19 protein-coding genes are annotated in these 22603 nt (G+C 73.3%); 3 read left to right on the forward strand and 16 right to left on the reverse strand.

Annotated features, from left to right (window positions below; genetic code table 11):
• Positions 1 to 225: 225 nt before the first annotated feature.
• The gene (locus tag IH54_RS0104895; protein WP_078861943.1) at positions 226 to 1947 is read left to right on the forward strand and encodes an FAD-dependent monooxygenase; all 1722 of its coding nucleotides are present in this window, start codon (positions 226 to 228) and stop codon (positions 1945 to 1947) included.
• A 15-nt stretch (positions 1948 to 1962) separates the two neighbouring features.
• On the opposite strand, the gene recX is transcribed toward IH54_RS0104895, so the two are convergent.
• The 7 genes from recX to IH54_RS0104930 all read right to left on the reverse strand — a co-directional run bounded on the left by recX (position 1963) and on the right by IH54_RS0104930 (position 7372).
• Complete coding sequence (gene recX / locus IH54_RS0104900; RefSeq protein WP_063762205.1) at positions 1963 to 2553, reverse strand: recombination regulator RecX; 591 nt, start codon at positions 2551 to 2553, stop codon at positions 1963 to 1965.
• A gap of 4 nt (positions 2554 to 2557) precedes the next feature.
• Positions 2558 to 3670 (reverse strand): recombinase RecA, encoded by a 1113-nt coding sequence (recA, locus tag IH54_RS0104905; RefSeq protein WP_031513081.1) that lies wholly within the window; start codon positions 3668 to 3670, stop codon positions 2558 to 2560.
• A 228-nt stretch (positions 3671 to 3898) separates the two neighbouring features.
• Entirely contained in the window at positions 3899 to 4939 is a 1041-nt protein-coding gene (locus IH54_RS0104910) for an AI-2E family transporter (RefSeq protein WP_107060095.1), read from the reverse strand.
• A gap of 243 nt (positions 4940 to 5182) precedes the next feature.
• Positions 5183 to 5377, reverse strand: a complete 195-nt coding sequence (locus IH54_RS0104915; RefSeq protein ID WP_031513085.1) for a DUF3046 domain-containing protein — start codon at positions 5375 to 5377, stop codon at positions 5183 to 5185.
• 57 nt (positions 5378 to 5434) lie between these two features.
• Positions 5435 to 5764, reverse strand: coding sequence for an AzlD domain-containing protein (locus IH54_RS0104920; RefSeq protein WP_234343362.1), 330 nt, complete (start codon positions 5762 to 5764; stop codon positions 5435 to 5437).
• Complete coding sequence (locus tag IH54_RS0104925; protein WP_052397089.1) at positions 5761 to 6507, reverse strand: AzlC family ABC transporter permease; 747 nt, start codon at positions 6505 to 6507, stop codon at positions 5761 to 5763. Before IH54_RS0104925 ends, IH54_RS0104920 begins: the two co-directional genes overlap by 4 nt.
• Before the next feature lie 7 nt (positions 6508 to 6514).
• The gene (locus tag IH54_RS0104930) at positions 6515 to 7372 is read right to left on the reverse strand and encodes an AraC family transcriptional regulator (protein ID WP_052397073.1); all 858 of its coding nucleotides are present in this window, start codon (positions 7370 to 7372) and stop codon (positions 6515 to 6517) included.
• 91 nt (positions 7373 to 7463) lie between these two features.
• Between IH54_RS0104930 and IH54_RS0104935 the strand changes: the two genes are divergently transcribed.
• Entirely contained in the window at positions 7464 to 12119 is a 4656-nt protein-coding gene (locus IH54_RS0104935; RefSeq protein ID WP_031513094.1) for an ATP-dependent helicase, read from the forward strand.
• A gap of 95 nt (positions 12120 to 12214) precedes the next feature.
• Complete coding sequence (locus tag IH54_RS0104940; RefSeq protein WP_031513096.1) at positions 12215 to 13039, forward strand: DNA-formamidopyrimidine glycosylase family protein; 825 nt, start codon at positions 12215 to 12217, stop codon at positions 13037 to 13039.
• A gap of 30 nt (positions 13040 to 13069) precedes the next feature.
• On the opposite strand, the gene IH54_RS0104945 is transcribed toward IH54_RS0104940, so the two are convergent.
• The 9 genes from IH54_RS0104945 to IH54_RS0104985 form a co-directional block, all read right to left on the reverse strand.
• The gene (locus IH54_RS0104945) at positions 13070 to 13279 is read right to left on the reverse strand and encodes a hypothetical protein (protein WP_234343364.1); all 210 of its coding nucleotides are present in this window, start codon (positions 13277 to 13279) and stop codon (positions 13070 to 13072) included.
• A gap of 211 nt (positions 13280 to 13490) precedes the next feature.
• The gene (locus IH54_RS0104950; RefSeq protein ID WP_031513100.1) at positions 13491 to 13964 is read right to left on the reverse strand and encodes a Dps family protein; all 474 of its coding nucleotides are present in this window, start codon (positions 13962 to 13964) and stop codon (positions 13491 to 13493) included.
• Positions 13965 to 14209: 245 nt separating this feature from the next.
• On the reverse strand, positions 14210 to 14602 hold the full coding sequence (locus IH54_RS0104955) for a helix-turn-helix domain-containing protein (protein WP_031513102.1): 393 nt from the start codon (positions 14600 to 14602) through the stop codon (positions 14210 to 14212).
• A 164-nt stretch (positions 14603 to 14766) separates the two neighbouring features.
• Positions 14767 to 15249 carry a CinA family protein gene (locus tag IH54_RS0104960; RefSeq protein ID WP_031513104.1) on the reverse strand — a complete coding sequence of 161 codons (483 nt, stop codon included), beginning with the start codon at positions 15247 to 15249 and terminating at the stop codon, positions 14767 to 14769.
• A complete protein-coding gene (gene pgsA, locus IH54_RS0104965) occupies positions 15246 to 16112 on the reverse strand; it encodes a CDP-diacylglycerol--glycerol-3-phosphate 3-phosphatidyltransferase (protein ID WP_078861947.1) in 867 nt (288 codons plus the stop codon). The genes IH54_RS0104960 and pgsA overlap by 4 nt, the downstream gene beginning before the upstream one ends.
• Positions 16109 to 17623 carry a 30S ribosomal protein S12 methylthiotransferase RimO gene (rimO, locus tag IH54_RS0104970; protein WP_031513108.1) on the reverse strand — a complete coding sequence of 505 codons (1515 nt, stop codon included), beginning with the start codon at positions 17621 to 17623 and terminating at the stop codon, positions 16109 to 16111. The genes pgsA and rimO overlap by 4 nt, the downstream gene beginning before the upstream one ends.
• A gap of 172 nt (positions 17624 to 17795) precedes the next feature.
• Positions 17796 to 18605, reverse strand: a complete 810-nt coding sequence (locus IH54_RS0104975) for a helix-turn-helix domain-containing protein (RefSeq protein WP_031513110.1) — start codon at positions 18603 to 18605, stop codon at positions 17796 to 17798.
• Between the two features lie 244 nt (positions 18606 to 18849).
• On the reverse strand, positions 18850 to 21600 hold the full coding sequence (locus IH54_RS0104980; protein WP_031513112.1) for an FtsK/SpoIIIE family DNA translocase: 2751 nt from the start codon (positions 21598 to 21600) through the stop codon (positions 18850 to 18852).
• 137 nt (positions 21601 to 21737) lie between these two features.
• Positions 21738 to 22427: a response regulator gene (locus IH54_RS0104985; protein ID WP_031513114.1), complete on the reverse strand. Its 690-nt coding sequence runs from the start codon at positions 22425 to 22427 to the stop codon at positions 21738 to 21740.
• Positions 22428 to 22603 lie beyond the last annotated feature (176 nt).

Genomic DNA, 22603 nt, shown 5'->3' on the forward strand with positions numbered 1-22603 from the left:
CTCGTGACGGCATCCACCCCGATCCGGCGGGGGTGCGTCAAGGGGGTACCGGCTCGTGGTGCGGACCGTTACCGACCCGGTACGCGTCCCGAGCGCCGTCCGGTGTGCGCCGGTGCGCCCGCTGTGCCGCGCTCGCACCGCGCCGACGTGCGACTGTCGCTTGACGTGGGCAGGCGCAGTGAGTTGCATACGCTTTGTGACCGCACTCCTTCCGGGGGCCGCTGAGTGGACCCGGTGATCGTGGCGGGGGCAGGCCCGGTCGGCCTGACCCTCGCCCTCGCGCTGGCCCGTCGTGACGTCCCCGTCATCCTGCTGGACGAGGCGGAGGTGATCGCCGACGCCGAGGGGCTGCGGCGCTCGCGCACCGCCGTGCTCGGCCCGGCAGCAGCCGCGCTGGTCGGGCGGCTCGGTTACCCGGGCGTCCACAACGAGGGCGCGGCCTGGAAGGGCTGGCGTACGGTCCGCAGACGCGCGGAGGTGACGCGGCTCGAATTCGCGGCGGACGACGCGCCCGTGCACATCGCACAGCACCGGTTGGAGGACGGGCTGCGGCAGGCTCTGCTGGGCTGCGGCTCGGTCCGGATCGTGGCCGGCTGCCGGGTGGACGCGGTGGAGCAGGACGCGCGCGGCGTCACTGTGCACACCCGCGGCTCGCACGAAACCTGGTGGCGGGGCAGTTTCCTGGTGGGGTGCGACGGGCCGCGGTCGACGGTCCGCAAGCTGCTCGGGGTGCGCTTCCCCGGCCGGACGGCGGTGGACCGGCACGCCGTGGCGGTCGTGCGGGCCGAGCTGCCCGAGCCCGGCGTGGCCCTGCTGCACCGCGACCCGCCGGGCGCGCCGGCCGGGCAGGAGGTGACGGCGCGCCCGTTGCCGGGGGGGCTGTGGCGGCTGGACTGGCTGCTGCCGGTGCAGGCCCGCGCGCTGACTCCGGACGCGCTGGTGGAACGGCTGCGCGGCACGCTCGCGGGGTGGTGCGGCAGCGTGGTGCCTTACGAGGTCGTGGGCTCGGCGGACTACACCGTGCATCAGCGGCTGGCCCGGCGGTGGCGGATCCGCCGGGTGTTCCTGGCAGGCGATGCCGCGCACGTCATGGGGGCGCTGGGGGCGCAGAGCGTCGAGGAGGGGCTGCGGGACGCGGAGAACCTGTCCTGGAAGTTGGCCCTGGCGTGGCACGACGGTGCGTCGAAGGTGCTGCTGGACAGCTACGAGGCCGAGCGGCGCGGGGCGGTGGGGAGCCGGCTGAGGGCCACCGACCAGGCCCTTCCGCTGCTGCGGGCGAGTGGTGGGTGGCAGACGGTCCGCCAGTCGCTGCTGTCGGGATCGGCGCGCGGCCACGCGGAATTGCTGACCGACAGCCACCTGGGGCGGGGTACGTCCGCCGCTTCCCGGGTCTACGCGCGCTCGCCGCTCGCCGTGCCCGCGGCGCAGTCCGGCAGCGGCAGGGCGGGCGCGTCGCCGCTGGTGGCCGGGTGCGACACGCCTCCGGGCGGGCGGGTCGACGACGTGCCGGTGACGGCGCTCGACGGTACGGTCGGGCGCCTGCGGGACCGGCTGGGCCGGGGACTCGTGGTCCTGCTGGTCGCGCCGGGCACAGGGGTGTGGGAGAGCAGGCACTGGCTGACGGCCGGGCTGATGCCCCGGCTGGCGTCGGCGGTCGCGGCACTGCCCACGGCAGCCGAGCTGCTGGTCACCGAGTCCTATCCGGGGGCGACGGCGCACAGCGTGCTGCTCATCCGGCCGGACGGGCATCTGGTCACGGCGATGGTCGGCTGCCGTCCGGCCGAGCTGTACTCGTACGCCGATCTGGCACGCGGCGGCCCGCCGACGGCCGTGGGCGGCGACATCGGCGAGGGCGTGGACGGCACGGACGACGGTCAGCCCGACGCCACCGACCGCATGCCGCAGGACGGGTCGGCGGGCGCCCGGGTCAGCGGGCGCACCCCGTAGAAGCCTTCGGCTCACTTACTCCCACGGGTCCGGCCCCGGGGATACGGGCCAGGAGCCGGAGCCGTCGTCAGCGCCCTCGGCTTCCGCGGCGAGGGCGTCACGGACCACCTTCAGCGCCAGGCCCTCGCCGTAGCCCTTGCGCGCCAGCATGCCGGCCAGCCGCCGGATCCGGCGGTCGCGGTCCAGGCCGCGGGTGCCGGGAAGCCGGCGGTGGACGAGGGCCCGGGCCGTCTCCTCCTCCTGCTCGGAATCGAGCAGGCCGACGGCCTCGGTGACCAGTTCGGCTTCCACTCCGCGGTGGCGCAGCTCCAGCGCGAGCGCCCGGCGGGCAAGGCCGCGCCCACGGTGCCGGGACTCCACCCAGGCGTTGGCGAACGCCTGGTCGTCGATCAGCCCCACGTCCTGGAATCGTTCCAGGACGCTCTCGGCCACTTCCTCGGGAATCTCCCGCTTGCGCATGGCGTCGCCAAGCTGCTTGCGCGTACGGGGACTCCCGGTGAGCAGGCGCAGGCACAGCGCCCGCGCCTGCTCCTCGGGACTGAGCGGCGGCTCTTGCGAGGCCCTCGACTCGGAAGAGCCGCCGCGCTTCTGAGGCCTGCCCGCCACGGCGTCAGGCCTTGGCTGCGGTGGCCTTGGTCGCCTTCTTCGGTGCCGGCACCTCGGCCTTGGCCGCCACCTCGGCACCGGCAGGCTCCGCTCCCGGCTGGGCTTCCGGCGTCTCGGTCTTCCGCACGCCCACGCCCAGCTTCTCCTTGATCCGCTTCTCGATCTCGTCGGCCAGGTCCGGATTGTCCTTGAGGAAATTCCGGACGTTCTCCTTGCCCTGGCCGAGCTGGTCGCCCTCGTACGTGTACCAGGCGCCCGACTTGCGGACGAAGCCGTGCTCGACACCCATGTCGATCAGACCGCCCTCGCGGCTGATGCCGTGGCCGTAGAGGATGTCGAACTCGGCCTGCTTGAAGGGCGGCGCCACCTTGTTCTTGACGATCTTGCAGCGGGTGCGGTTGCCGACCGCGTCCGTACCGTCCTTGAGCGTCTCGATCCGGCGGATGTCGATCCGGACGGAGGCGTAGAACTTCAGCGCGCGGCCACCGGTGGTGGTCTCCGGCGAGCCGAACATCACACCGATCTTCTCGCGGAGCTGGTTGATGAAGATGGCGGTGGTCTTGGACTGGTTGAGCGCGCTGGTGATCTTGCGGAGCGCCTGGCTCATGAGCCGGGCCTGAAGACCCACGTGCGAGTCGCCCATCTCGCCCTCGATCTCGGCCCGCGGCACGAGGGCTGCCACGGAGTCGATCACGATGAGGTCGATGGCGCCCGAGCGGACCAGCATGTCCACGATCTCCAGCGCCTGCTCACCGGTGTCCGGCTGGGAAAGCAGCAGGTTGTCGGTGTCGACGCCGAGGGCCTTGGCGTACTCGGGGTCCAGAGCGTGCTCGGCGTCGACGAACGCCACCGTGCCGCCGGCCCGCTGGGCGTTGGCCACCGCGTGCAGCGTCAGCGTCGTCTTGCCGGAGGACTCGGGGCCGTAGATCTCCACGACCCGGCCACGCGGCAGTCCGCCGACGCCGAGAGCCACGTCCAGGGCGGTCGACCCGGTGGGGATGACCTCGATGGGCTCATTCGGCCGGTCGCCCAGGCGCATGACCGCGCCCTTGCCGAACTGCCGTTCAATCTGTGCGAGCGCGGCGTCAAGCGCCTTGTCGCGGTCGTTTCCTGCCATGGGTTCCACCCGGGATGTCTGGTTCGATCGCTTCACGTCCACGACGCTAGCGCCTGCCACTGACAACGCGCCGGGAGCGTCGCTCCGACCTGTGGATAACTTGGGCGGTTCCGGCCCGTCATCCGGCCGGGATTCGTGCCGCCGACGCGGAAAATCGGTCCGCGTCCACCCATCAGAATGGATGTTCGATTTCCGTGTCAAGCGACCCACCGGGGGACGTCCGTGCCGTCACAGTCGCGGATCGGTCACCTCGTAGCGTCGCACATAGGCGGCGAGGAAGCCCTGCAATGTGGCGGTCGCGGGGATGGCGATGAGCGCGCCCACCGCGCCGAGCAGGGCCGTTCCCGCGACGACGGAGCCGAAGGCGACCGCCGGGTGGATGTCCACGGTCCGGGCGGTGATGCGCGGCTGGAGCAGGTAGTTCTCGAACTGCTGGTAGACCACGACGAAGCAGAACACCCACAGGGCGTCCCAGGGGTCCTCGGCGAACGCGATCAGGACCGGCAGGGCGCCCGCGAGATAGGTGCCGACAGTAGGGATGAACTGCGAGACGAGGCCGACCCACACCCCGAGCGCGGGCGCGTAGGGCACGCCGAGGATCTGCAGCAGGACGTAGTGCGCGATCCCGGAGATCACGGCCATCAGCGCGCGGGAGTACAGGTAGCCGCCGGTCTTGGCGACCGCGATGTCCCATGCGCGCAGCACCTCGGACTGGCGGGCCGGCGGCAGCACGGAGCACAGCGCCCGCCGCAGCCGCGGGCCGTCGGCGGCGAAGTAGAAGGTGAACAGCAGCACGGTGAAGAGCTGGAACACCGTGCCGACGACAGTGGCCGACAGACCCCACACGCTGCTCGCCCCGTTCGCGAGATAGGTGCGCACCCAGTCGGAGTGCAGGAAGTTCTCCCGCAGCCTTCCGGTCTCGAGGTGGGAGTGGAAGGTCCGGTTGATCCAGCCCACGACGTCGTCCACGTACTGCGGCAGGTTGCGGACGATGGTGCCGATCTGGTCGACCAGCAGCGACCCCAGGGCGATCAGGAAGCCCGCGGAGGCGGCCAGGACCAGGAGCATGACCAGGCCGGTGGCAAGGCCGCGGCGCATTCCCCGGGTGGCCATCCAGTCCACCGCCGGCTCGATGGCCACCGCACAGAAGAACGAGATCAGGACGTTGACCAGAAGCCCGACGAGCCGGCCGAAGACCCAGTGCGCGAACTGGTAGCAGGCGAGGAGGGCAAGGGCGAGCAGCAGCGCGCGGGGCAGCCAGCGGGGCATCCGCGCGCGGGGGCCTGGCCTGCCGCGGAAAGGAGGGCCGGGAGGGCCGGTCCCGTCGGCCGGCGGCGAGGCAGGAGGCGTGGCCGGGTCGGGGGTCTCACCGGTTTCTGCCACGCGCCAAGTCTCGCCGCGCGCGCCTCGAAAGTCCTGATATCGGGTCATTCGGCGCAGCAGCCGGGGAGCGGCGTGGCCGCCGCCGGACGAGCGGCCGCCACAGGCCTCCGGGCCCGCGGCGGCCCGCGGTCAGCGCCGGGCGGCGGGGACGTCCATCGCGGCGCACACCGCGCGCCACACGTCCTTGGCCTCCCAGCCGTCCTCCAACGCCTGGACCACGGTCCGGCCGCCCAGCTCCGACATCACGTGGTCGCGCGCGAAGGAGTCGGCGTAGGTCTCACCGAAGTGGGCGCGCATTCGTTCCCAGAAAATCGTCAGCCGCATGGCTGCAAGTATCGCGCGCGGCCGAGTGGATCACGCAGGCCACGCGGTCGCCCCCGCTCACAGCCTGCCCAGCGCGCGCAGGGCGGCGGTCACCGCCACGGCGACGCCGATCACCACAAGGAAGGGCGCTCTGAGCAGCAGGGCGGCACAGGCTGCCGCAAGGCCCGCCGCCCGCGCGTCCACGGTCAGGCGCAACTGGTCGGTGCCGAAGGTCTGCAGTGCGGTGAGCCCAGCGAGCAGCGCGATCGGCACCAGCGCAGCGAGCCGCTTGACCAGCGGGCGGTCCAGCATCCCCGCCGGTACCGACAGGCCCAGCAGTTTCACCACGTAGCAGCCGGCCGCCGTGACACCGATCGCCGCCCACACACCCGCCGCGCCGCCGGTCACCGTGCCTCCCCGGGTACGGCCGGGCCGGATGCCGCTTCCCGGCCGCGCCGGCCGGCCGCCGGCACCAGTGGCGCCGCGAGTGCGGCGACCAGCACCGGCACCCCGGCCGGGAGCAGGGGCAGGCAGATCAGGGCGAGCACCACCGCCAGGCCCGCCACCGCGCGCTCGGTACGCCCCTTGAGCATGGGGGCCAGCAGCGCGAGGAAGACGGCCGGGCCGGCGGCGTCCAGCCCCCAGGCCGCCGGGTCGCCGAGCGCGGAGGCACCCAGCGCGCCGCCCAGGGTCGTCAGGTTCCACAGCGCATACAGGCTCGCGCCGGTCACGGTGAAGCCGAGCCGGGCACTCGCCCGGTCCGGCTGGGCCAGGGCGACAGCGGAGGTCTCGTCGATGACCCACTGCGCGGCGGCCGGGCGCACCGCTCTCGGCAGGCCCAGCAGCTGGGACAGGCGCAACCCGTAAAAGGCGTTGCGGGCGCCGAGGAAGAGTGCGCTCGCGGCCGCCGCGAAGGGGTTGCCGCCCGCGCCGAGGGCGCCGACCAGGGCGAATTGCGAGGCGCCGGTGAAGACCAGAAGGGACAGGGCGCAGCTCTGCAGCAGGCTCAGTCCGGCGCCGGCCGAGGTCACGCCGAAAGCGAAGCCGGAAAGGCCCACGGCCACGCCGACGCCGAGGGCGTCGCGGACCACGCGCGTACGGGAGGGGGACAGCGGGCGTTCGGCCGCCTGGCCGGGTATCGGTGATGCGATCACCCGTTCAGGCTAGGAAGTGCCCGCCGCCAAGGTCTTGTACGTTCTTGCGCTCGCGCTGGTAGGCGCCCGGCGGGACGCCGACGATCCGGGTGAAGTGGCGGTTGAGGTGCGGCTGGTCGGTGAAGCCGACAGCGGCCGCGGCCGCGGCGGGCGCGACACCGGCGTCGAGCAGCCGGCGGGCGGCCCTGACCCGCTCCCCGGTCAGCCAGGCGTGCGGCGGGAGTCCGTAAGCGGATTTGAACGCCCGCAGCAGGGCGAAAGGGCTGGTGCCGAACTCGGCGGCGAGCACTTCCAGGCTCGGCGGGTCCGGGAGCCGGCTGCGCAGCAGCTCGCGGGCGCGGGCGGCTAGGGTCCGGCCCCCGTCCGCACCCCCGCGTACGGCCCCGGGCGCCGAGCCGTGCCGGGAGAGGAGTCGGGCGAGCAGCAGGCGCAGGCAGGTGTCCGCCGCGAGCGCGTTGTCGCGCTCCGCGGCGGCGTGCACGTCGGAAATCATCCGGGCGGTGCCGGGGTCGTGCAGCACGGTCGTGGTGAAGGAGGGGGTACCGCGGGGCAGGGACAGCTCCGCGGCCACCGCCGTGACGACCTGGGACGCCGGGTAGAGGACGCGGTAGGCCCAGCCCTCCTCCGCGCCCGCGTACGCGGAGTGCGGGGTCTCGGGGTTGATGAGGACGACGGCCCCGGGCCCGGCGCGCTCGGCTCCGCCGGGCAGGCCGATGCCCTCGACGCCCCTGGTGACCGCGGCGATCACGAAGCCGTCATGCGCATGCCGGGGAAAGGTGTGCCGGATGTAGCGGGCGCGCAGCAGGTCCACGCCGGGCAGCGCGGGATGCTCCCAGTGTCTGGCCTGCTCGCCTCGGGTCACGAGGTCATTGTGGCGTGCTCGCGCCAGGGGTTGTCCACAGGTCGTGCGTCGTGCTCGGCGGGGTGTCGGTGCTGCGAGGCAGGATGGTGGCATGTCCGATCACCGCAGTCTCGACGCCTTCTCACCGGCCACCCGCGCGTGGTTCACCGGTGCGTTCAGCGAGCCCACCCCCGCGCAGGCCGGGGCGTGGACGGCTATCGCCGGGGGCTCCGACGTGCTGGTGGTCGCGCCCACGGGCTCCGGCAAGACGCTCGCCGCCTTCCTCGCCGCGCTGGACCGGCTCGCCGCCACTCCCCCGCCGGCCGAGGCGCGCAAGCGCTGCCGGGTGCTCTATGTCTCGCCGCTGAAGGCCCTCGCGGTGGACGTGGAACGCAACCTGCGCAGCCCGCTCGCGGGCCTGCGCCAGGAGTCGGTGCGCCTGGGGCTGCCCGAGCCCGAGGTGCGGGTGGGGATCCGCTCCGGCGACACCCCGCCGGCGGAGCGGCGCGCGCTGGCCACCAGGCCGCCGGACATTCTCATCACGACCCCGGAGTCGCTGTTCCTGATGCTCACCTCCGCGGCGCGCGAGGCGCTGAGCGGGGTGGAGACGGTGATCCTGGACGAAGTGCACGCGGTCGCGGGTACGAAACGCGGCGCTCATCTCGCCTTGTCCCTGGAGCGTCTGGACCGGCTGCTGGACCGCCCCGCCCGGCGTATCGGCCTGTCGGCCACCGTCCGCCCGGTGGACGAGATCGCCCGCTATCTGTCACCGCAGCGCAAGGTGTCGATCGTCCAGCCGGCTTCCCGCAAGGAGTTCGCCCTCTCGGTGGTGGTGCCTGTGGAGGATCTGGCGGAACTGGGCGGCTCGCCGGTCGCGGATGCCGCGGAGCACACAGGTCCGGCCGCGGGCCCTGCCGAGCGCCCGTCGATCTGGCCGCATGTGGAGGAGCGGATCGCCGACCTGGTGCAGGCCCACCGCTCGACGATCGTGTTCGCCAATTCGCGGCGGCTCGCGGAGAGGCTCTGCAACCGGCTCAACGAGATCGGCCAGGAGCGCGCCGAGGGCTCCCCGCTCCCCGAGGCCCAGTCGCCTGCCGAGATCATGGCCCAGTCGGGTGCCGCCCGCGGTGCGGCACCGGTGCTGGCCCGCGCCCACCACGGATCGGTGTCCAAGGAGCAGCGGGCGCTGGTCGAGGAGGATCTGAAGGCGGGCAGGCTGCCGGCGGTCGTCGCCACGTCGAGCCTGGAGCTCGGCATCGACATGGGCGCGGTCGATCTGGTCGTGCAGGTGGAGTCCCCGCCGTCGGTCGCTTCCGGACTCCAGCGGGTCGGCCGTGCCGGGCATCAGGTGGGCGCGGTGTCGAAGGGCGTGGTCTTCCCGAAGTACCGCGGCGACCTGGTGCAGTCCGCCGTGGTCACCGAACGGATGCGGGCGGGGGCCATCGAATCGCTGCGGGTCCCGTCCAACCCGCTGGACGTGCTGGCCCAGCAGATCGTCGCGATGACAGCGCTGGACACCTGGGACGTCGACGAGTTGCTGGCCGTGGTCCGGCGCGCGGCACCCTTCGCCTCCCTGCCGCATTCGGCGTACGTGGCGGTCCTCGACATGCTCGCCGGCCGCTATCCGTCAGACGCCTTCGCGGAACTGCGCCCCCGGCTGGTGTGGGACCGGGTGGCGAACACGCTGACCGGCCGGCCCGGAGCGCAGCGGCTCGCGGTGACCTCCGGCGGCACGATCCCGGACCGCGGTCTGTTCGGGGTGTTCCTCGCGGGCTCCGACCCGAAGAAGGGCGGCGGAAGGGTCGGCGAGCTGGACGAGGAGATGGTCTACGAGTCCAGGGTCGGCGACGTGTTCACGCTGGGCACCACCTCCTGGCGGATCGAGGACATCACCCGGGACCGCGTCCTGGTGTCCCCGGCGCCGGGTGTGCCGGGCCGGCTGCCCTTCTGGAAGGGGGACCAGCTCGGCCGGCCGCTCGAACTGGGCCGGGCGCTCGGTGCCTGGCTGCGCGAGGTGGGTGCGCTGGCCGAGGGCCCGGCACGTCAGCGGCTGACGGAGGCGGGCCTCGACACCTGGGCCGCGGACAACGTGCTGGCCTATCTCGCCGAGCAGCGGCAGGCCTGCGGCCACGTGCCGGACGACCGCACGATCGTGGTCGAGCGCTTCCGCGACGAGCTGGGCGACTGGCGGGTGATCGTCCACTCACCCTTCGGTGCGCAGGTCCACGCGCCGTGGGCGCTGGCGCTCGGCGCGCGACTCCAGGAGAAGTACGGCCTGGACGCCCAGGCGATGCACGCCGACGACGGCATCGTGCTGCGGCTGCCGGACGCCGATCTGATGGGCCTGGATCTGCTGGACGTCGCGCCGGCCCACCCGGGCGCGGAGTTCGATCCGGAGCAGTCGCCGGTGGGCGCCGCCGACGTCGTCTTCGACAAGGGCGAGGTCGAGCAGCTCGTCACGGACCAGGTCGGCGGTTCGGCGCTGTTCGCCTCCCGGTTCCGCGAGTGTGCCGCCCGCGCCCTGCTGCTTCCGCGCCGCAGCCCCGGCAAACGGACCCCGCTGTGGCAGCAGCGGCAGCGGGCATCGCAGCTGCTGGCGGTCGCCTCGGAGTTCGGGTCCTTCCCGATCGTGCTGGAGGCGGTGCGCGAGTGCCTGCAGGACGTCTTCGACGTTCCCGGGCTCGTGGAGCTGATGGGTGACATCGAGGCGCGCCGGGTGCGGCTGGTCGAGGTCACCACCGGCGAGCCCTCGCCCTTCGCCAGGTCGCTGCTGTTCGGCTACGTTGCGCAGTTCCTCTACGAAGGGGATTCCCCGCTGGCGGAGCGGCGGGCGGCGGCGCTCTCGCTGGATTCCCGGCTGCTCGCCGAGCTGCTGGGCCAGGCCGAGCTGCGGGAGCTTCTCGACGCCGAGGTGATGGCCGAGCTGGACCGCGAACTGCAGTGGCTGACCGACGAACGGCGGATCAAGGACGCCGAGGGCGTGGCGGATCTGCTGCGGATGCTCGGCCCGCTGACCTGGCCCGAGCTTGCCGCCAGGGGCGCCGAACCTGCGTGGGCGCACGACCTGGAATCTGCCAGGCGCGCGATCCGGGTGCGGATCGCCGGCGCCGAGCACTGGGCGGCGGTCGAGGACGCCGGGCGGCTGCGGGACGCGCTCGGTACGGCATTGCCGGTGGGCGTGCCCGTTGCCTTCACCGAGCCGGTCAAGGATCCGCTGGGCGACCTGACGGCCCGCTACGCGCGCACGCACGGGCCCTTCACCACGGCGGAGGCGGCGGCGCGGTTCGGGCTCGGGGCGGCGGTCGCGGACGGCGTCCTGCAACGGCTGACTGCGGCAGGCCGGGTGGTGCAGGGCGAGTTCCGCCCCGGCGGCGCGGGCCAGGAGTGGTGCGACGCCGCGGTGCTGCGGCGGCTGCGGCGCAGGTCACTCGCGGCGCTGCGGCAGGAGCTGGAGCCCGTACCGCCCGCGACGCTGGGTGTCTTCCTGCCGCAGTGGCAACACGTCGGCACCCACAGCCTGCGCGGCATGGACGGTCTGGCCCGGGCGATCGAGCAGTTGCAGGGCGCGGCTGTACCGGCCTCCGCCCTGGAGAAGCTGGTCCTGCCCTCGCGCGTCACCGGCTACACCCCGGCGATGCTGGACGAACTCACGGCCTCCGGGGAGATCCTCTGGGCGGGGGCCGGAGGGCTGCCCGGCAAGGACGGCTGGATCTCCCTCTACCCGGCCGACAGCGCCCCGCTGCTGCTGCCCCCGCCGCAGCCGCTGGAAACGAGCCCCCTGCACCAGGCGGTGCTGGCGGCGCTGTCCGGCGGCTACGGGCTGTTCTTCCGGCAGATCGCCGACCATGTGCGAGCCGCGGGACTCGAAGTGACCGAGCCCGAGCTGGCCGACGCGATCTGGGAGCTGGCGTGGTCGGGCCGGCTCACCAACGACACCCTCGCCCCGCTGCGGGCGCTCCTCGGCTCCGGGCGCACGGCGGGGGCGACCGCGCACCGCGCGCCCCGGGCGGTCCCCCGCGGCAGGTACAGCTCGCTCGCCGGACGGGCCGCGCCGCGCGCCACGGCGTCGCGCAACGGCCCGCCCACGACAGCGGGGCGCTGGTCCCTCGTCCCCGCCCCCGAGCAGGATCCGACGCTGCGGGCGCACGCCCTGACACACGCGCTGCTCGACCGGCACGGCGTCGTGACCAGGGGCGCGGTAGCAGCCGAGGGCGTGGAGGGCGGCTTCTCTGCGGCGTATCGGGTGCTGGCAGCGCTGGAGGAGACCGGGCACGCCCGGCGCGGCTACGTGGTGGAGGGTCTGGGGGCTGCGCAGTTCGCGATGGAGGGGGCGGTGGACCGGCTGCGGGCGATGAGCACCGCGCGTGAGCGCGCGGAGGAGGGTTCCGGCCACTCCAGGACGGTGGTCCTGGCGGCGGCGGATCCGGCGAATCCGTACGGGGCCGCACTTCCCTGGCCCGAGCAGCCGCCCGGTGTCAGCCACCGGCCGGGCCGCAAAGCGGGTTCCCTGGTGGTGCTCACCGACGGAGAGCTTGCGCTCTACGTGGAGCGGGGCGGCAAGACGCTGCTGGCCTGGCCCGTGGACGAGATACGGGTACAGGCCGCGGCCGACGCCCTGGCCCTCGCGGTCCGGGAGGGAGCGCTGGGCAAGCTCACGGTGGAGCGCACCAACGGCGAGCCGGCCCTGACCTCACCGCTGGGACGGGCCTTGGAAGCGGCCGGCTTCCACGCGACGCCGCGCGGACTGCGCCTGCGGGACAGCTCCTGACGATCTCGTCAGGCCAGCTCGGGCCAGCTGGTCCGGCCCGCGGGGCGGGGCGGTCGGCCGGTCAGGCGGAAGGAGCGGCACGGCATCATGGAGGGGTGCCTGAAGGAGACACGGTCTGGCTGACCGCTCACCGGTTGCATGCCGCGCTGGCGGGTCGCCCGCTGCTGCGCACGGATCTGCGGGTGCCGCAGCTGGCCACCGTCGATCTGGCAGGGCGCCGCATCCTGGAAGTGGTGCCGCGGGGCAAGCACCTGCTGACCCGGCTGGACGGGAACGCGACGCTGCACTCACATCTGCGGATGGACGGTGCCTGGCATCTCTATGCACCGGGCGAGCGGTGGCGGGGCGGGCCCGAGCACCAGGTGCGGGCCGTGCTGGAGACGGCCGAGCGGACGGCGGTCGGCTACCGGCTGCCGGTGCTTGCGCTGCTGGCCACCGGGGACGAGTCGCAGGTGGTGGGCCATCTGGGGCCGGATCTGCTCGGTCCGGGATGGGATCCGGCTGAGGCGCTGCGGCGGCTGGCCGCGGAGCCGGACCGGCTGGTGGGGGAGGCACTGCTGGACCAGCGCAATCTCGCTGGCATCGGCAACGTCTACGTCGCCGAGCTGTGCTTCCTGCGCGGGGTGACGCCGTGGACACCGTTCGGGGAGGTGCCGGCGCCGGACAAGCTGGTGGTGTTGGCGAAGCGGCTGCTGGAGGCCAACAAAGCGCGTCCCGGCCATGTGACGACCGGGGACACCCGGCGAGGCCGCACACACTGGGTCTACGACCGGGCGCACCGGCCGTGCCTGCGCTGCGGCACCACCGTGCGCGGCGGCGAGCACGGGCCCGCCGACCGGCGGCGGGTGGCGTACTGGTGCCCGCGGTGCCAGCGCGGTCCCGTGCCCGGCGACGCTCCTGGAGGCGTGCCCGGCCCGTAGGCGCACCGCAGCCTCCCCCGGCGTCGGCGGTCAGGCCTGCTCACCGGCCCGGGGGCCGGCTGCCCGGGAACGGACGGCCCTTGCGCGGCGGACGTGCGCGGGCACGGCGTGCAGCGGGATGAGGCCGAGACCCCAGCCCCCCGCAGCGACCGCGCTCGCCCAGGGCAGCGCCGACGCCGGCCCCACGGCCAGCCCCAGCACCGCCCCCCACCACAGCACCCCGCCGATCACGCCGATCACACAGCGCACCCGGCTGCCGTGCGGAAGCCCTCGGGGAGCGGGACCGCCGGGGAGGGAGCCGGGAGGGGCAGGAACCGCGGCGGCAGGCGGCGGAGCAGGGAATTCCGGGAGTGCTCGAAGCGGTCGCATGGCCGCCTCCTTCCGACCCCGAGTACGCAAGCCCCCGATTCCCCGAGAACGCGATGCGCGGCCACCCACCGCGGCAGCGCGGTCAGGAGCTGTTCTCGGCCTGGAACATCCAGTGGAATTTCTCCAGGTCGGCAGTCAGGCCGATGAGCAGGTCCTGGCTGACCGGGTCGGGGTCGGCGGTCACCTCGATGCGCTCCCGCATCCGGGTGATCACGGCGTGCAGCGCGGCCACCATGATCTCGACGACCTCGGTGTCCTTGACCCACCCGTTGGTGACAGCGTCGATGCCGCTCGTCTTGGAGATCGTGCCCGCCCTGCCGTCCGCCGACACGCCGATCGCCGATGCCCGCTCGGCCACGGTGTCGGAGTGGGCGCGTGCGCTGTCCACCACCTCGTCGAGCTGGAGGTGGATCGAGCGGAAGCGCGGTCCCACCACGTTCCAGTGCACCTGCTTGGCCACCAGCGACAGGTCGAGTAGGTCGACCAGCGCGCCTTGGAGGGAATCCCCCACGACCTTGCGGTCCTGCTCGGACAACGGGCTCTTGACGACACTCATGCGGTTCTCCCAGCGGATGAACGCGAACAGACGCCGTCGAATCCGGATCCGACCCGGATTCGACCGTCTTCTGGCCTTCTCCGCCTACCCTGCCCTGACTCCCTGAACACGGCAAAGGCAGATCCGCCGCCGGGCGGCTGCCCGGCGGCGGATCGGAGTCGTGCGCGGCCGACGTGCACATCGGCCTACGGCCTGGAATATCGCGTGACCACGGCAGACCGGCGGAACCGGTGGCAGCCCGGCCTTCAGGCCGCGACCACGTCCACGGCCTCGGCGGACTTCTTCGGCGCCTTGATGGTGATCCGCTCGTCCGGCGTGGACGTGACGGAGGTGACCGACGTTACGGTACCGAGCAGCGGCCGCATGGGAGCGGAGGCCGACTCGGACGCCGCGGACTGCGCCAGCTCGGCGAGAGACAGGTCGTCGCTGACCTCGCGCATCACTTCCGACATCGGGACGTCCAGAGCCTCGCAGATCGCGGAGAGCAGTTCGGAGGACGCCTCCTTCTGCCCCCGCTCGACCTCCGACAGATAGCCGAGCGAGACCCGGGCGGACGAGGAGACCTCACGCAGGGTGCGGCCCTGACGCTGGCGCTGCCGACGCAGCACGTCACCCAGCAGGCGACGGAGCAGAATCATCGGTGGCTCCCTCCTCGGATCGCGGTACCGCATCCTTCTCGCCCCACCGTACCGCCTCAGGCACTGGCCGTGCGGGGCGCGAAGACGTGTTCACTCAGGGCTGCAAACATCGCCTCCCCCGCACTTCTTCCCTTCCTGCGGCCGCTGAACGCACACCGGACCCGTTATTCCGAGGACTTCCGCAGTTGCTCGGCCAGCAGATCGAGTACGGCCGCGACCGACGCGCGGCGGATCGCGGCCCGGTCCCCGGTGAGCCGCAGCGGGGCGACCTCCGCGGCCCCGTCCGGTCCCGCGACGGCCACGAACACGGTGCCCACCGGCTGCCCGTCCTGCGGCTCCGGCCCGGCGACCCCCGTGGTGGCCGCGCCCCAGTCCGCGCCGAGCCGGCGCCGTACGCCCTGGGCCATCTCCCGCGCGACCTGGGCGTCCACCGCACCCCGCACGGCCAGCAGCTCCCCGTCCACGCCCAGCAGCTGCTCCTTCAGCGGCGTCGCGTACGCCGTGACCGAGCCGCGGAAGCTCCGGGAGGCGCCCGCCACCCCCGTCAGCTCCGCGGCCAGCAGGCCCCCGGTCAGCGACTCCGCCACAGCGAGGGTCCCGCCCCGCTCCCCCAGCAGCCGCAGCACCTCCGCAGCCGCACCGGTCATCCGCCCTCCCCCGGCCGGTCAGCGGCCCCCGCGGACCCCGTACCGCCCGCTTCCGCCCCACCGGCGGAGCCCGCGTCCGCCGCGCTGTCCTGGGCCCGCGCCCCCGCCGCCGCACCGGAGTCCGCCGCGCCCCGCGCCGCCCGCTCCGCCGCGAGCCCCGCCCGGCGCAGGACGACGGCCTGCCGCACGTAGTCCAGTCCCGTCGCGACGGTGAGCACCACCGCGGCGCCCATCAGCCACGCCCGCAGGCTGGCCAGCGGGCCGGTGAGCACCAGGATGTACATCCCCACGGCGACGCCCTGCGTGAGCGTCTTGAGCTTCCCGCCCCGGCTCGCCGGGATCACCCCGTGCCGGATCACCCAGAAGCGCATCAGCGTGATGCCCAGCTCCCGGAAGAGGATCACCGCGGTCACCCACCAGGGCAGGTCGCCGAGCGCCGAGAGCCCGACGAGGGCGGCGCCCATGATGGCCTTGTCCGCGATCGGGTCGGCGATCTTGCCGAAGTCGGTGACCAGGCCGTAGCGCCGCGCCAGCTCACCGTCGAAGAGGTCGGTGATCATGGCGACGGCGAACGCCGCCCAGGCGAAGGAGCGCCACGCCGGGTCGTCCCCGCCGTCGTGCACGAGCAGCAGCACGAAGCCCGGCACCAGCACCAGCCGGGTCATCGTCAGCAGGTTGGCGATGTTCCACAGCCCGGCCTTCGCCGCCGGCGCACCGTCCGCGGCCGGGAGGACCAGTTCCTCGGGCGCCACCGTGGCCCCCGCCAGGCCCGCCTCGCCGGCGGAGGCCCCGCCCGGGGCAGCTCCGGCGGCGGACGACGAGGACGGCGGCGGGGAGGCCGCCGGCGCGGGGGCTCCGCTCATCTGCCCACCGCCGCGCCCAGCGGCTCGGCGACCAGGTCGACACCCTGCGCCCCGGTCACCTTGGCCGTCACGAGATCCCCGGGCTCGGTCCGCAGACCGGCGACGGCGGCCATCAGGACCTGCCCGTCCGTCTCCGGCGCCTGGTGGTCGGCCCGCCCGGTGATCTCGCCGGTCTCCTCGTCCACGGCCTCGACGAGCACCTGGACGGTGTCCCCGATGCGCTCCTCGGCGCGCTGCGCGGTCAGCTCCTCGGCGAGCCGGGAGACGCGGGCCAGTCGGCCCGCGACCACGTCCTCGTCGAGCTTGCCGTCGAAACCGGCGGCCTCGGTGCCCTCCTCGTCGGAGTAACCGAAGACGCCGATCGCGTCCAGGCGCGCGGCGCCGAGGAAGCGTTCCAGCTCGGCGAGGTCGTCCTCGCTCTCGCCGGGGAAGCCGACGATGAAGTTGGACCGCACGCCCGCCTGCGGCGCCTTGGCGCGGATGGCGGCGAGCAGGTCGAGGAAGCGCTCGGTGTCGCCGAAGCGCCGCATCGCGCGCAGCACCCCGGGGGCGGAGTGCTGGAAGGACAGGTCGAAGTACGGCACCACACCGGGCGTGGAGGTCAGCACGTCGATGAGGCCGGGGCGCAGCTCGGCGGGCTGGAGGTAGCTGACCCGGACGCGTTCGATGCCCTCGACCGCGGCGAGCTCCGGCAGCAGGCTCTCCAGCAGGCGGATGTCGCCGAGGTCCTTGCCGTACGAGGTGTTGTTCTCGCTGACGAGCATCACCTCGCGGACGCCCTCCCCCGCGAGCCAGCGGGTCTCGCCGAGGACGTCGGAGGGGCGGCGGGAGATGAACGAGCCGCGGAAGGACGGGATGGCGCAGAAGGTGCAGCGGCGGTCGCAGCCCGAGGCGAGTTTCACCGAGGCGACCGGGCCCGAGTCGAGTCGGCGCCGCAGCGGCGGGCGCGGCCCGGAGGCGGGCGCGACACCGGCCGGCAGGTCGGCGAGGTCTGCGGTGGGGCCATCGGCGGCCTCCAGGATACCGCCGTCCGGGTAACCCTCTTGCGAGTGACCCGGCAGTGCCACGGTTGACGACTGGCGCTCGGCGGGGCTGATCGGCAGCAGCTTGCGCCGGTCCCGCGGGGTGTGCGGGGCGTGGACCCCGCCGCCCAGGATGGTGCGCAGCCGGTCGGAGATGTCGGCGTAGTCGTCGAAGCCGAGCACGCCGTCGGCTTCGGGCAGCGCGTCGGCCAGCTCCTTGCCGTAGCGTTCCGCCATGCAGCCGACGGCGACGACGGCCTGGGTGCGGCCGTGCTCCTTGAGGTCGTTGGCTTCCAGCAGGGCGTCGACGGAGTCCTTCTTGGCCGCCTCGACGAAGCCGCAGGTGTTGACGACCGCCACGTCGGCGTCCGCGGCGTCCTCGACGAGCCGCCAGCCGTCCGCCGCCAGCCGTCCGGCGAGCTCTTCCGAGTCCACTTCGTTTCGGGCGCATCCGAGCGTGACAAGGGCGACGGTACGGGGTTCGGGCATGCACTCAGACTACCCGCTGCCCTGTCGGACCCCTCCCGCCTCGTCGGTTACGGCCGGATCCCTTCCCCGGCACCGGGTGTGCGCCGAAACGCGCCGGACCTGCACCGGATCCGCGCCCGACGTGCACCGGCCCCGCACCGAACGCGCGGCGGCCCTGCACCGTACGCAGCGGTCAGCCCTGTGTCGGGTCGCCGGGGGTGTAGGTGAGCCTGACCACCTGGCCGGTGGAGCCGGCCGGGCCGAGGTCCTTGCCGTTGACGAACAGCTGCACCGCTCCGGCGTTGCCGACGATCAGCTTGATCTTCTTGTCGTCGGTGAAGGTCTGCGAGTCGCCCTTGAGGAGCGAGCCCTGGTAGAGCCGCTTGCCGTTGTGGTCGGTGGCCTGCACCCAGCTGGTGCCGTCCTCCGCGGTGATCTTGACGGTGACCTTGCCGGGGGGCGCCGCGGCGATGGCGCTGCCGCTCGGGTCGGGCGACGGCGGCATGGTGCCCTGCGTCGTCTGCACGCCAGGGGTGGTGCTGGTACTGCTCGGAGTCGGCGGCGCGGGGTCGGCCTTGGGGGTCTTGCCGTCGTTGCCGCCGGTGAAGGCGGTGTAGCCGACGAAGCCGATCACGGCGACGATCGCCGCGACCATGGCGGCGGTCCAGTTGGGCCGGCGCGGCTCGGACTTGATGCCCTCGTTGGAGTAGACCGGGGCGACCGGCGCCGGCACGACCTCCGTGCCGTGCTCCGCCGCGTACTGCGCGATCAGCGGCTCGGGGTCGAGTCCCACGGCGCGGGCCAGCGTGCGGATGTGGCCGCGGGCGTAGACGTCGCCGCCGCAGCGCGAGAAGTCGTCCTGCTCGATCGACTGCACGATGGGGACGCGCACCCGGGTGACGGCGCTGACCTCGTCGACGGACAGTCCGGCGGCGATGCGGGCCTGGGCGAGGGCGTGGCCGACCGAAGGCCGGTCTTCGGTGGGCGTGTTGCCGAGGGACACGAGGGCGCCTTTCGAACGTGCAGCCGCTGGGGGATCAGTCTAAGAGGGTGCCGAAACGGGGAGGCAAGCGGGCGGCGGAAATGTGTACGCCATCAGGATGCCGCCTTCCCTGTCGAAGTTGACGTACGAACAGATCAAACGGTTGCCCGAAGAATCCGACCGGTTTTCCGCCGCCACCGCGTGTCGCGGCGGGCCGCCGGCCGCGGACCCCTGGCCCGCGGTGGCGCCTGCCCCGACCGTCCGGTCACGCCCCGCCGCGGATCTCGGTCAGGACCCCGTCCAGTTCGTCCGCCTTCACCATCACGTCACGCGCCTTCGAGCCCTCGCTGGGGCCTACGATGCCGCGCGACTCCATCAGATCCATGAGCCTGCCCGCCTTGGCGAAGCCCACACGCAGCTTGCGCTGCAACATCGACGTCGAGCCGAACTGCGTGGAGACCACCAGTTCCGCGGCCTGGCACAGCAGGTCCAGGTCGTCGCCGATCTCCTCGTCGATCTCCTTCTTCGGCCCGCTGCCGACCGTGACGTCCGAGCGGTACGTCGGTGTGAGCTGCGCCCTGCAGTGGTCGACGATCTTGGCGACCTCGTCCTCGGTGACGAAGGCGCCCTGCATCCGGATCGGCTTGTTCGCGCCCATCGGCAGGAACAGGCTGTCACCCTTTCCGATCAGCTTCTCGGCGCCGGGCTGGTCCAGGATGACCCGGCTGTCGGCGAGCGAGGACGTCGCGAAGGCCAGCCGGGAGGGCACGTTGGCCTTGATCAGCCCCGTCACGACATCGACGCTGGGCCGCTGGGTGGCGAGCACCAGGTGGATACCGGCGGCCCGGGCGAGCTGGGTGATGCGGACGATGGAGTCCTCGACGTCGCGCGGCGCGACCATCATCAGGTCGGCCAGCTCGTCCACGATCACCAGCAGGTACGGGTACGGCGTCAGCTCGCGCTCGCTGCCCTCCGGGGTCCTTGCCCGGCCGGAGCGTACGGCGGCGTTGAAGTCGTCGATGTGCCGGAAGCCGTACGCGGCCAGGTCGTCGTAGCGCAGGTCCATCTCGCGCACCACCCACTGCAGCGCCTCGGCGGCCCGCTTGGGGTTGGTGATGATCGGCGTGATCAGGTGGGGGATGCCCTCGTACGCGGTCAGCTCGACGCGCTTGGGGTCGACCAGCACCATGCGGACCTCGTCCGGGGTGGCGCGGGCCAGCACCGAGGTGATCAGGCAGTTGATGCAGGAGGACTTGCCGGAGCCGGTCGCGCCGGCGACGAGCACGTGCGGCATCTTCGCGAGGTTGGCCATCACGTAGCCGCCCTCGACGTCCTTGCCGAGCGCCACCGTCATCGGGTGGTCCTCGCCCGCGGCGTCGGCGGAGCGCAGCACGTCGCCGAGGTTGACCATCTCGCGGTCGCTGTTGGGGATCTCGATACCGACCGCGGACTTGCCGGGGATCGGGCTGATGATCCGCACGTCGGGGCTGGCGACGGAGTAGGCGATGTTCTTGGCGAGCGCGGTGATCCGCTCGACCTTGACCGCCGCGCCGAGCTCCACCTCGTAGCGGGTGACCGTCGGGCCGCGGGTGAAGCCGGTCACGGCCGCGTCGACCTTGAACTCCTTGAAGACCTGGGTGAGCGCCGCCACCACCGCGTCGTTGGCGGCGCTGCGGGTACGGCCCGGGCCGCCGCGCTCCAGCAGGTCCAGCGAAGGGAGCGCGTACGTGATGTCACCGGAGAGCTGGAGCTGCTCGGCCCGCGGCGGGAGCGGCTCGCCCGTCTGCGGGTTCGGCTTGGTCAGGTCCGGCACGCCGTCCGAGCCGGTGTCCTCCTCCGCGCGGGCGGCCGGCACCGGCTTGCGCAGGTTGCTGGTCAGATCGGCCACCAGCGGCGACGGCTGCAGGCCGTGCAGAACCGCACCGTCCAGCGCGGCGGCCGCAGCAGCGGCGACGTCGACCGCGTCGGGCGCCCCGCCCTGCGCGGCGGCGGGCAGCGCCTCGGTACGGCGGCGCGGCCGGCGGCGCGGTTTCGGCTCGTCCACGAGCGGCTCCGCGGGCAGCCCCGCTGCGGGATCGGCGGACGTGCCGGCGCCCTCGCTCTCTATGTCGTACGGCTCGTCCCGCTTGGCCCGCCGGGGCAGCCGGCGCACCGGCGACTCGTCCTCGCCACTGCGGCCCGTCGTCCCCTGCTGCTCCGCCTCGTCGTCGAAGAACTCTTCGAGCGGCACGGCGTCGGGGTCCGGCGGCGGGGCGTACAGACCGATCCGGGCGCCGGCCGCCCGCAGGCGGCGCGGCACAGCGTGCACCGGGGTGGCGGTGACGACGAGCAGCCCGAAGACCGTCACCAGCAGCAGCAGCGGCGCCGCCAGGAAGCCGCCGACGGTGTAGACGAGCGGGGAGGCGGCGGCCCAGCCGATCAGGCCGCCCGCGTCGCGCAGCGCGGTGGCCCCGTCGCTGCGGGCGGGCGAGCCGCAGGCCACATGGATCAGCCCGAGAGTGCCGATGGCGAGGGCCGACAGGCCGATCACGATCCGGCCGTTGGCCTCCGGCTGCTCCGGGTGCCGCATCAGGCGCACCGCGACCGCGCCGAGCATCAGCGGCACCAGCAGGTCCAGCCGCCCGAAGGCGCCGGTGACCAGCAGCTCGACCAGGTCGCCGACCGGGCCGCGAAGATTCGACCAGGTGCCGGCGGCGACCACCAGAGTCAGGCCGACCAGCAGCAGGCCCAGGCCGTCCTTGCGGTGCGCGGGGTCGAGGCCGCGGGCGCCGCGCCCCACGCCGCGGAAGATCGCGCCGACGGCGTGCGCGAGGCCGAGCCACAGGGCGCGGAACATCCGCAGGATGCCGCTGGTCGGCGACGGCGCCGGTTTCGGCGCGGGTTTGGGCGCCGCTGCCGCCTTCTTGGCGGGCGGTTTCGCGGCGGCGCTCTTGGCCGCGGTCTTCTTCGCGGCGGACTTCTTGGCCGCAGGCTTCGCCGGGGGTTTCTTGGCGGTGCCGGACGTACGTGGGGCCATGGTGCCGAGGTTACCGCCCTTGTGATCGGTGAACACGTGCCCCTGGGGATACGCCCGTTCGTGTCGGACGGTTCCCACGGCCCCGTTGACCCGGCGTCAACCTCCGTTGCTGCCGGGCCCCGGCGGTGCCGACGGCCCTACTCGCCGCCGGCGGACTGCCGTACGATCCCGCCGCCGCTGCCCGGGTCGAGCGCGTCCAGCGCGCGGCGCAGGCCGGTCAGCTTGCGCTCCAGGTGGGCGGCGGTGGCCACGGCGGCGGCGTCCGAGGACTCGCCCAACTGCTTGCCCAGCGCCTCGGCCTGCTCCTCGACGGCGGCGAGCCGCGCCGAGAGCTCGGCGAGCAGCCCCGCGGGCTCCTTCGAGTTGTTGGAACCGGCGCCGGACGGCGCGTCCTGCTCCAGTTGCAGCCGCAGCAGCGCGGCCTGCTCTCGCAGTTGGCAGTTCTTCATGTACAGGTCGACGAAGACCGACACCTTGGCCCGCAGCACCCACGGGTCGAAGGGCTTCGAGATGTAGTCGACCGCGCCCGCCGCATAGCCCCGGAAGGTGTGGTGCGGGCCGTGGTTGATAGCGGTCAGGAAGATGATCGGGATGTCCCGTGTCCGCTCCCGCCGCTTGATGTGCGCCGCCGTCTCGAAGCCGTCCATGCCCGGCATCTGCACGTCGAGCAGGATCACCGCGAAATCGTCGGTGAGCAGCGCTTTGAGCGCTTCCTCCCCGGACGATGCCCTGACCAGAGTCTGATCGAGCGCGGAGAGAATCGCCTCCAGCGCCAGCAGATTCTCCGGCCGGTCATCGACCAGGAGGATCTTGGCCTTCTGCACCATGGCCCGCCCTCCTCGCCCCGGCATCGCGCCGGTCGCCGCCCCCAGGGACGACTCCGTCGCGCCGCCCGTCCTTGTGCCGGTCATGGTAGCCGCACCCCGCCGTTCGCCACACCCTGTCACCGCCACGTCACTCACCACATCTCGAAAACGCTGGCGGAGACGAGAAGGTTCCCTCA

The sequence above is a fragment of the Streptomyces sp. NRRL F-5123 genome (assembly GCF_000721495.1).
Lineage (GTDB): Bacteria > Actinomycetota > Actinomycetes > Streptomycetales > Streptomycetaceae > Actinacidiphila.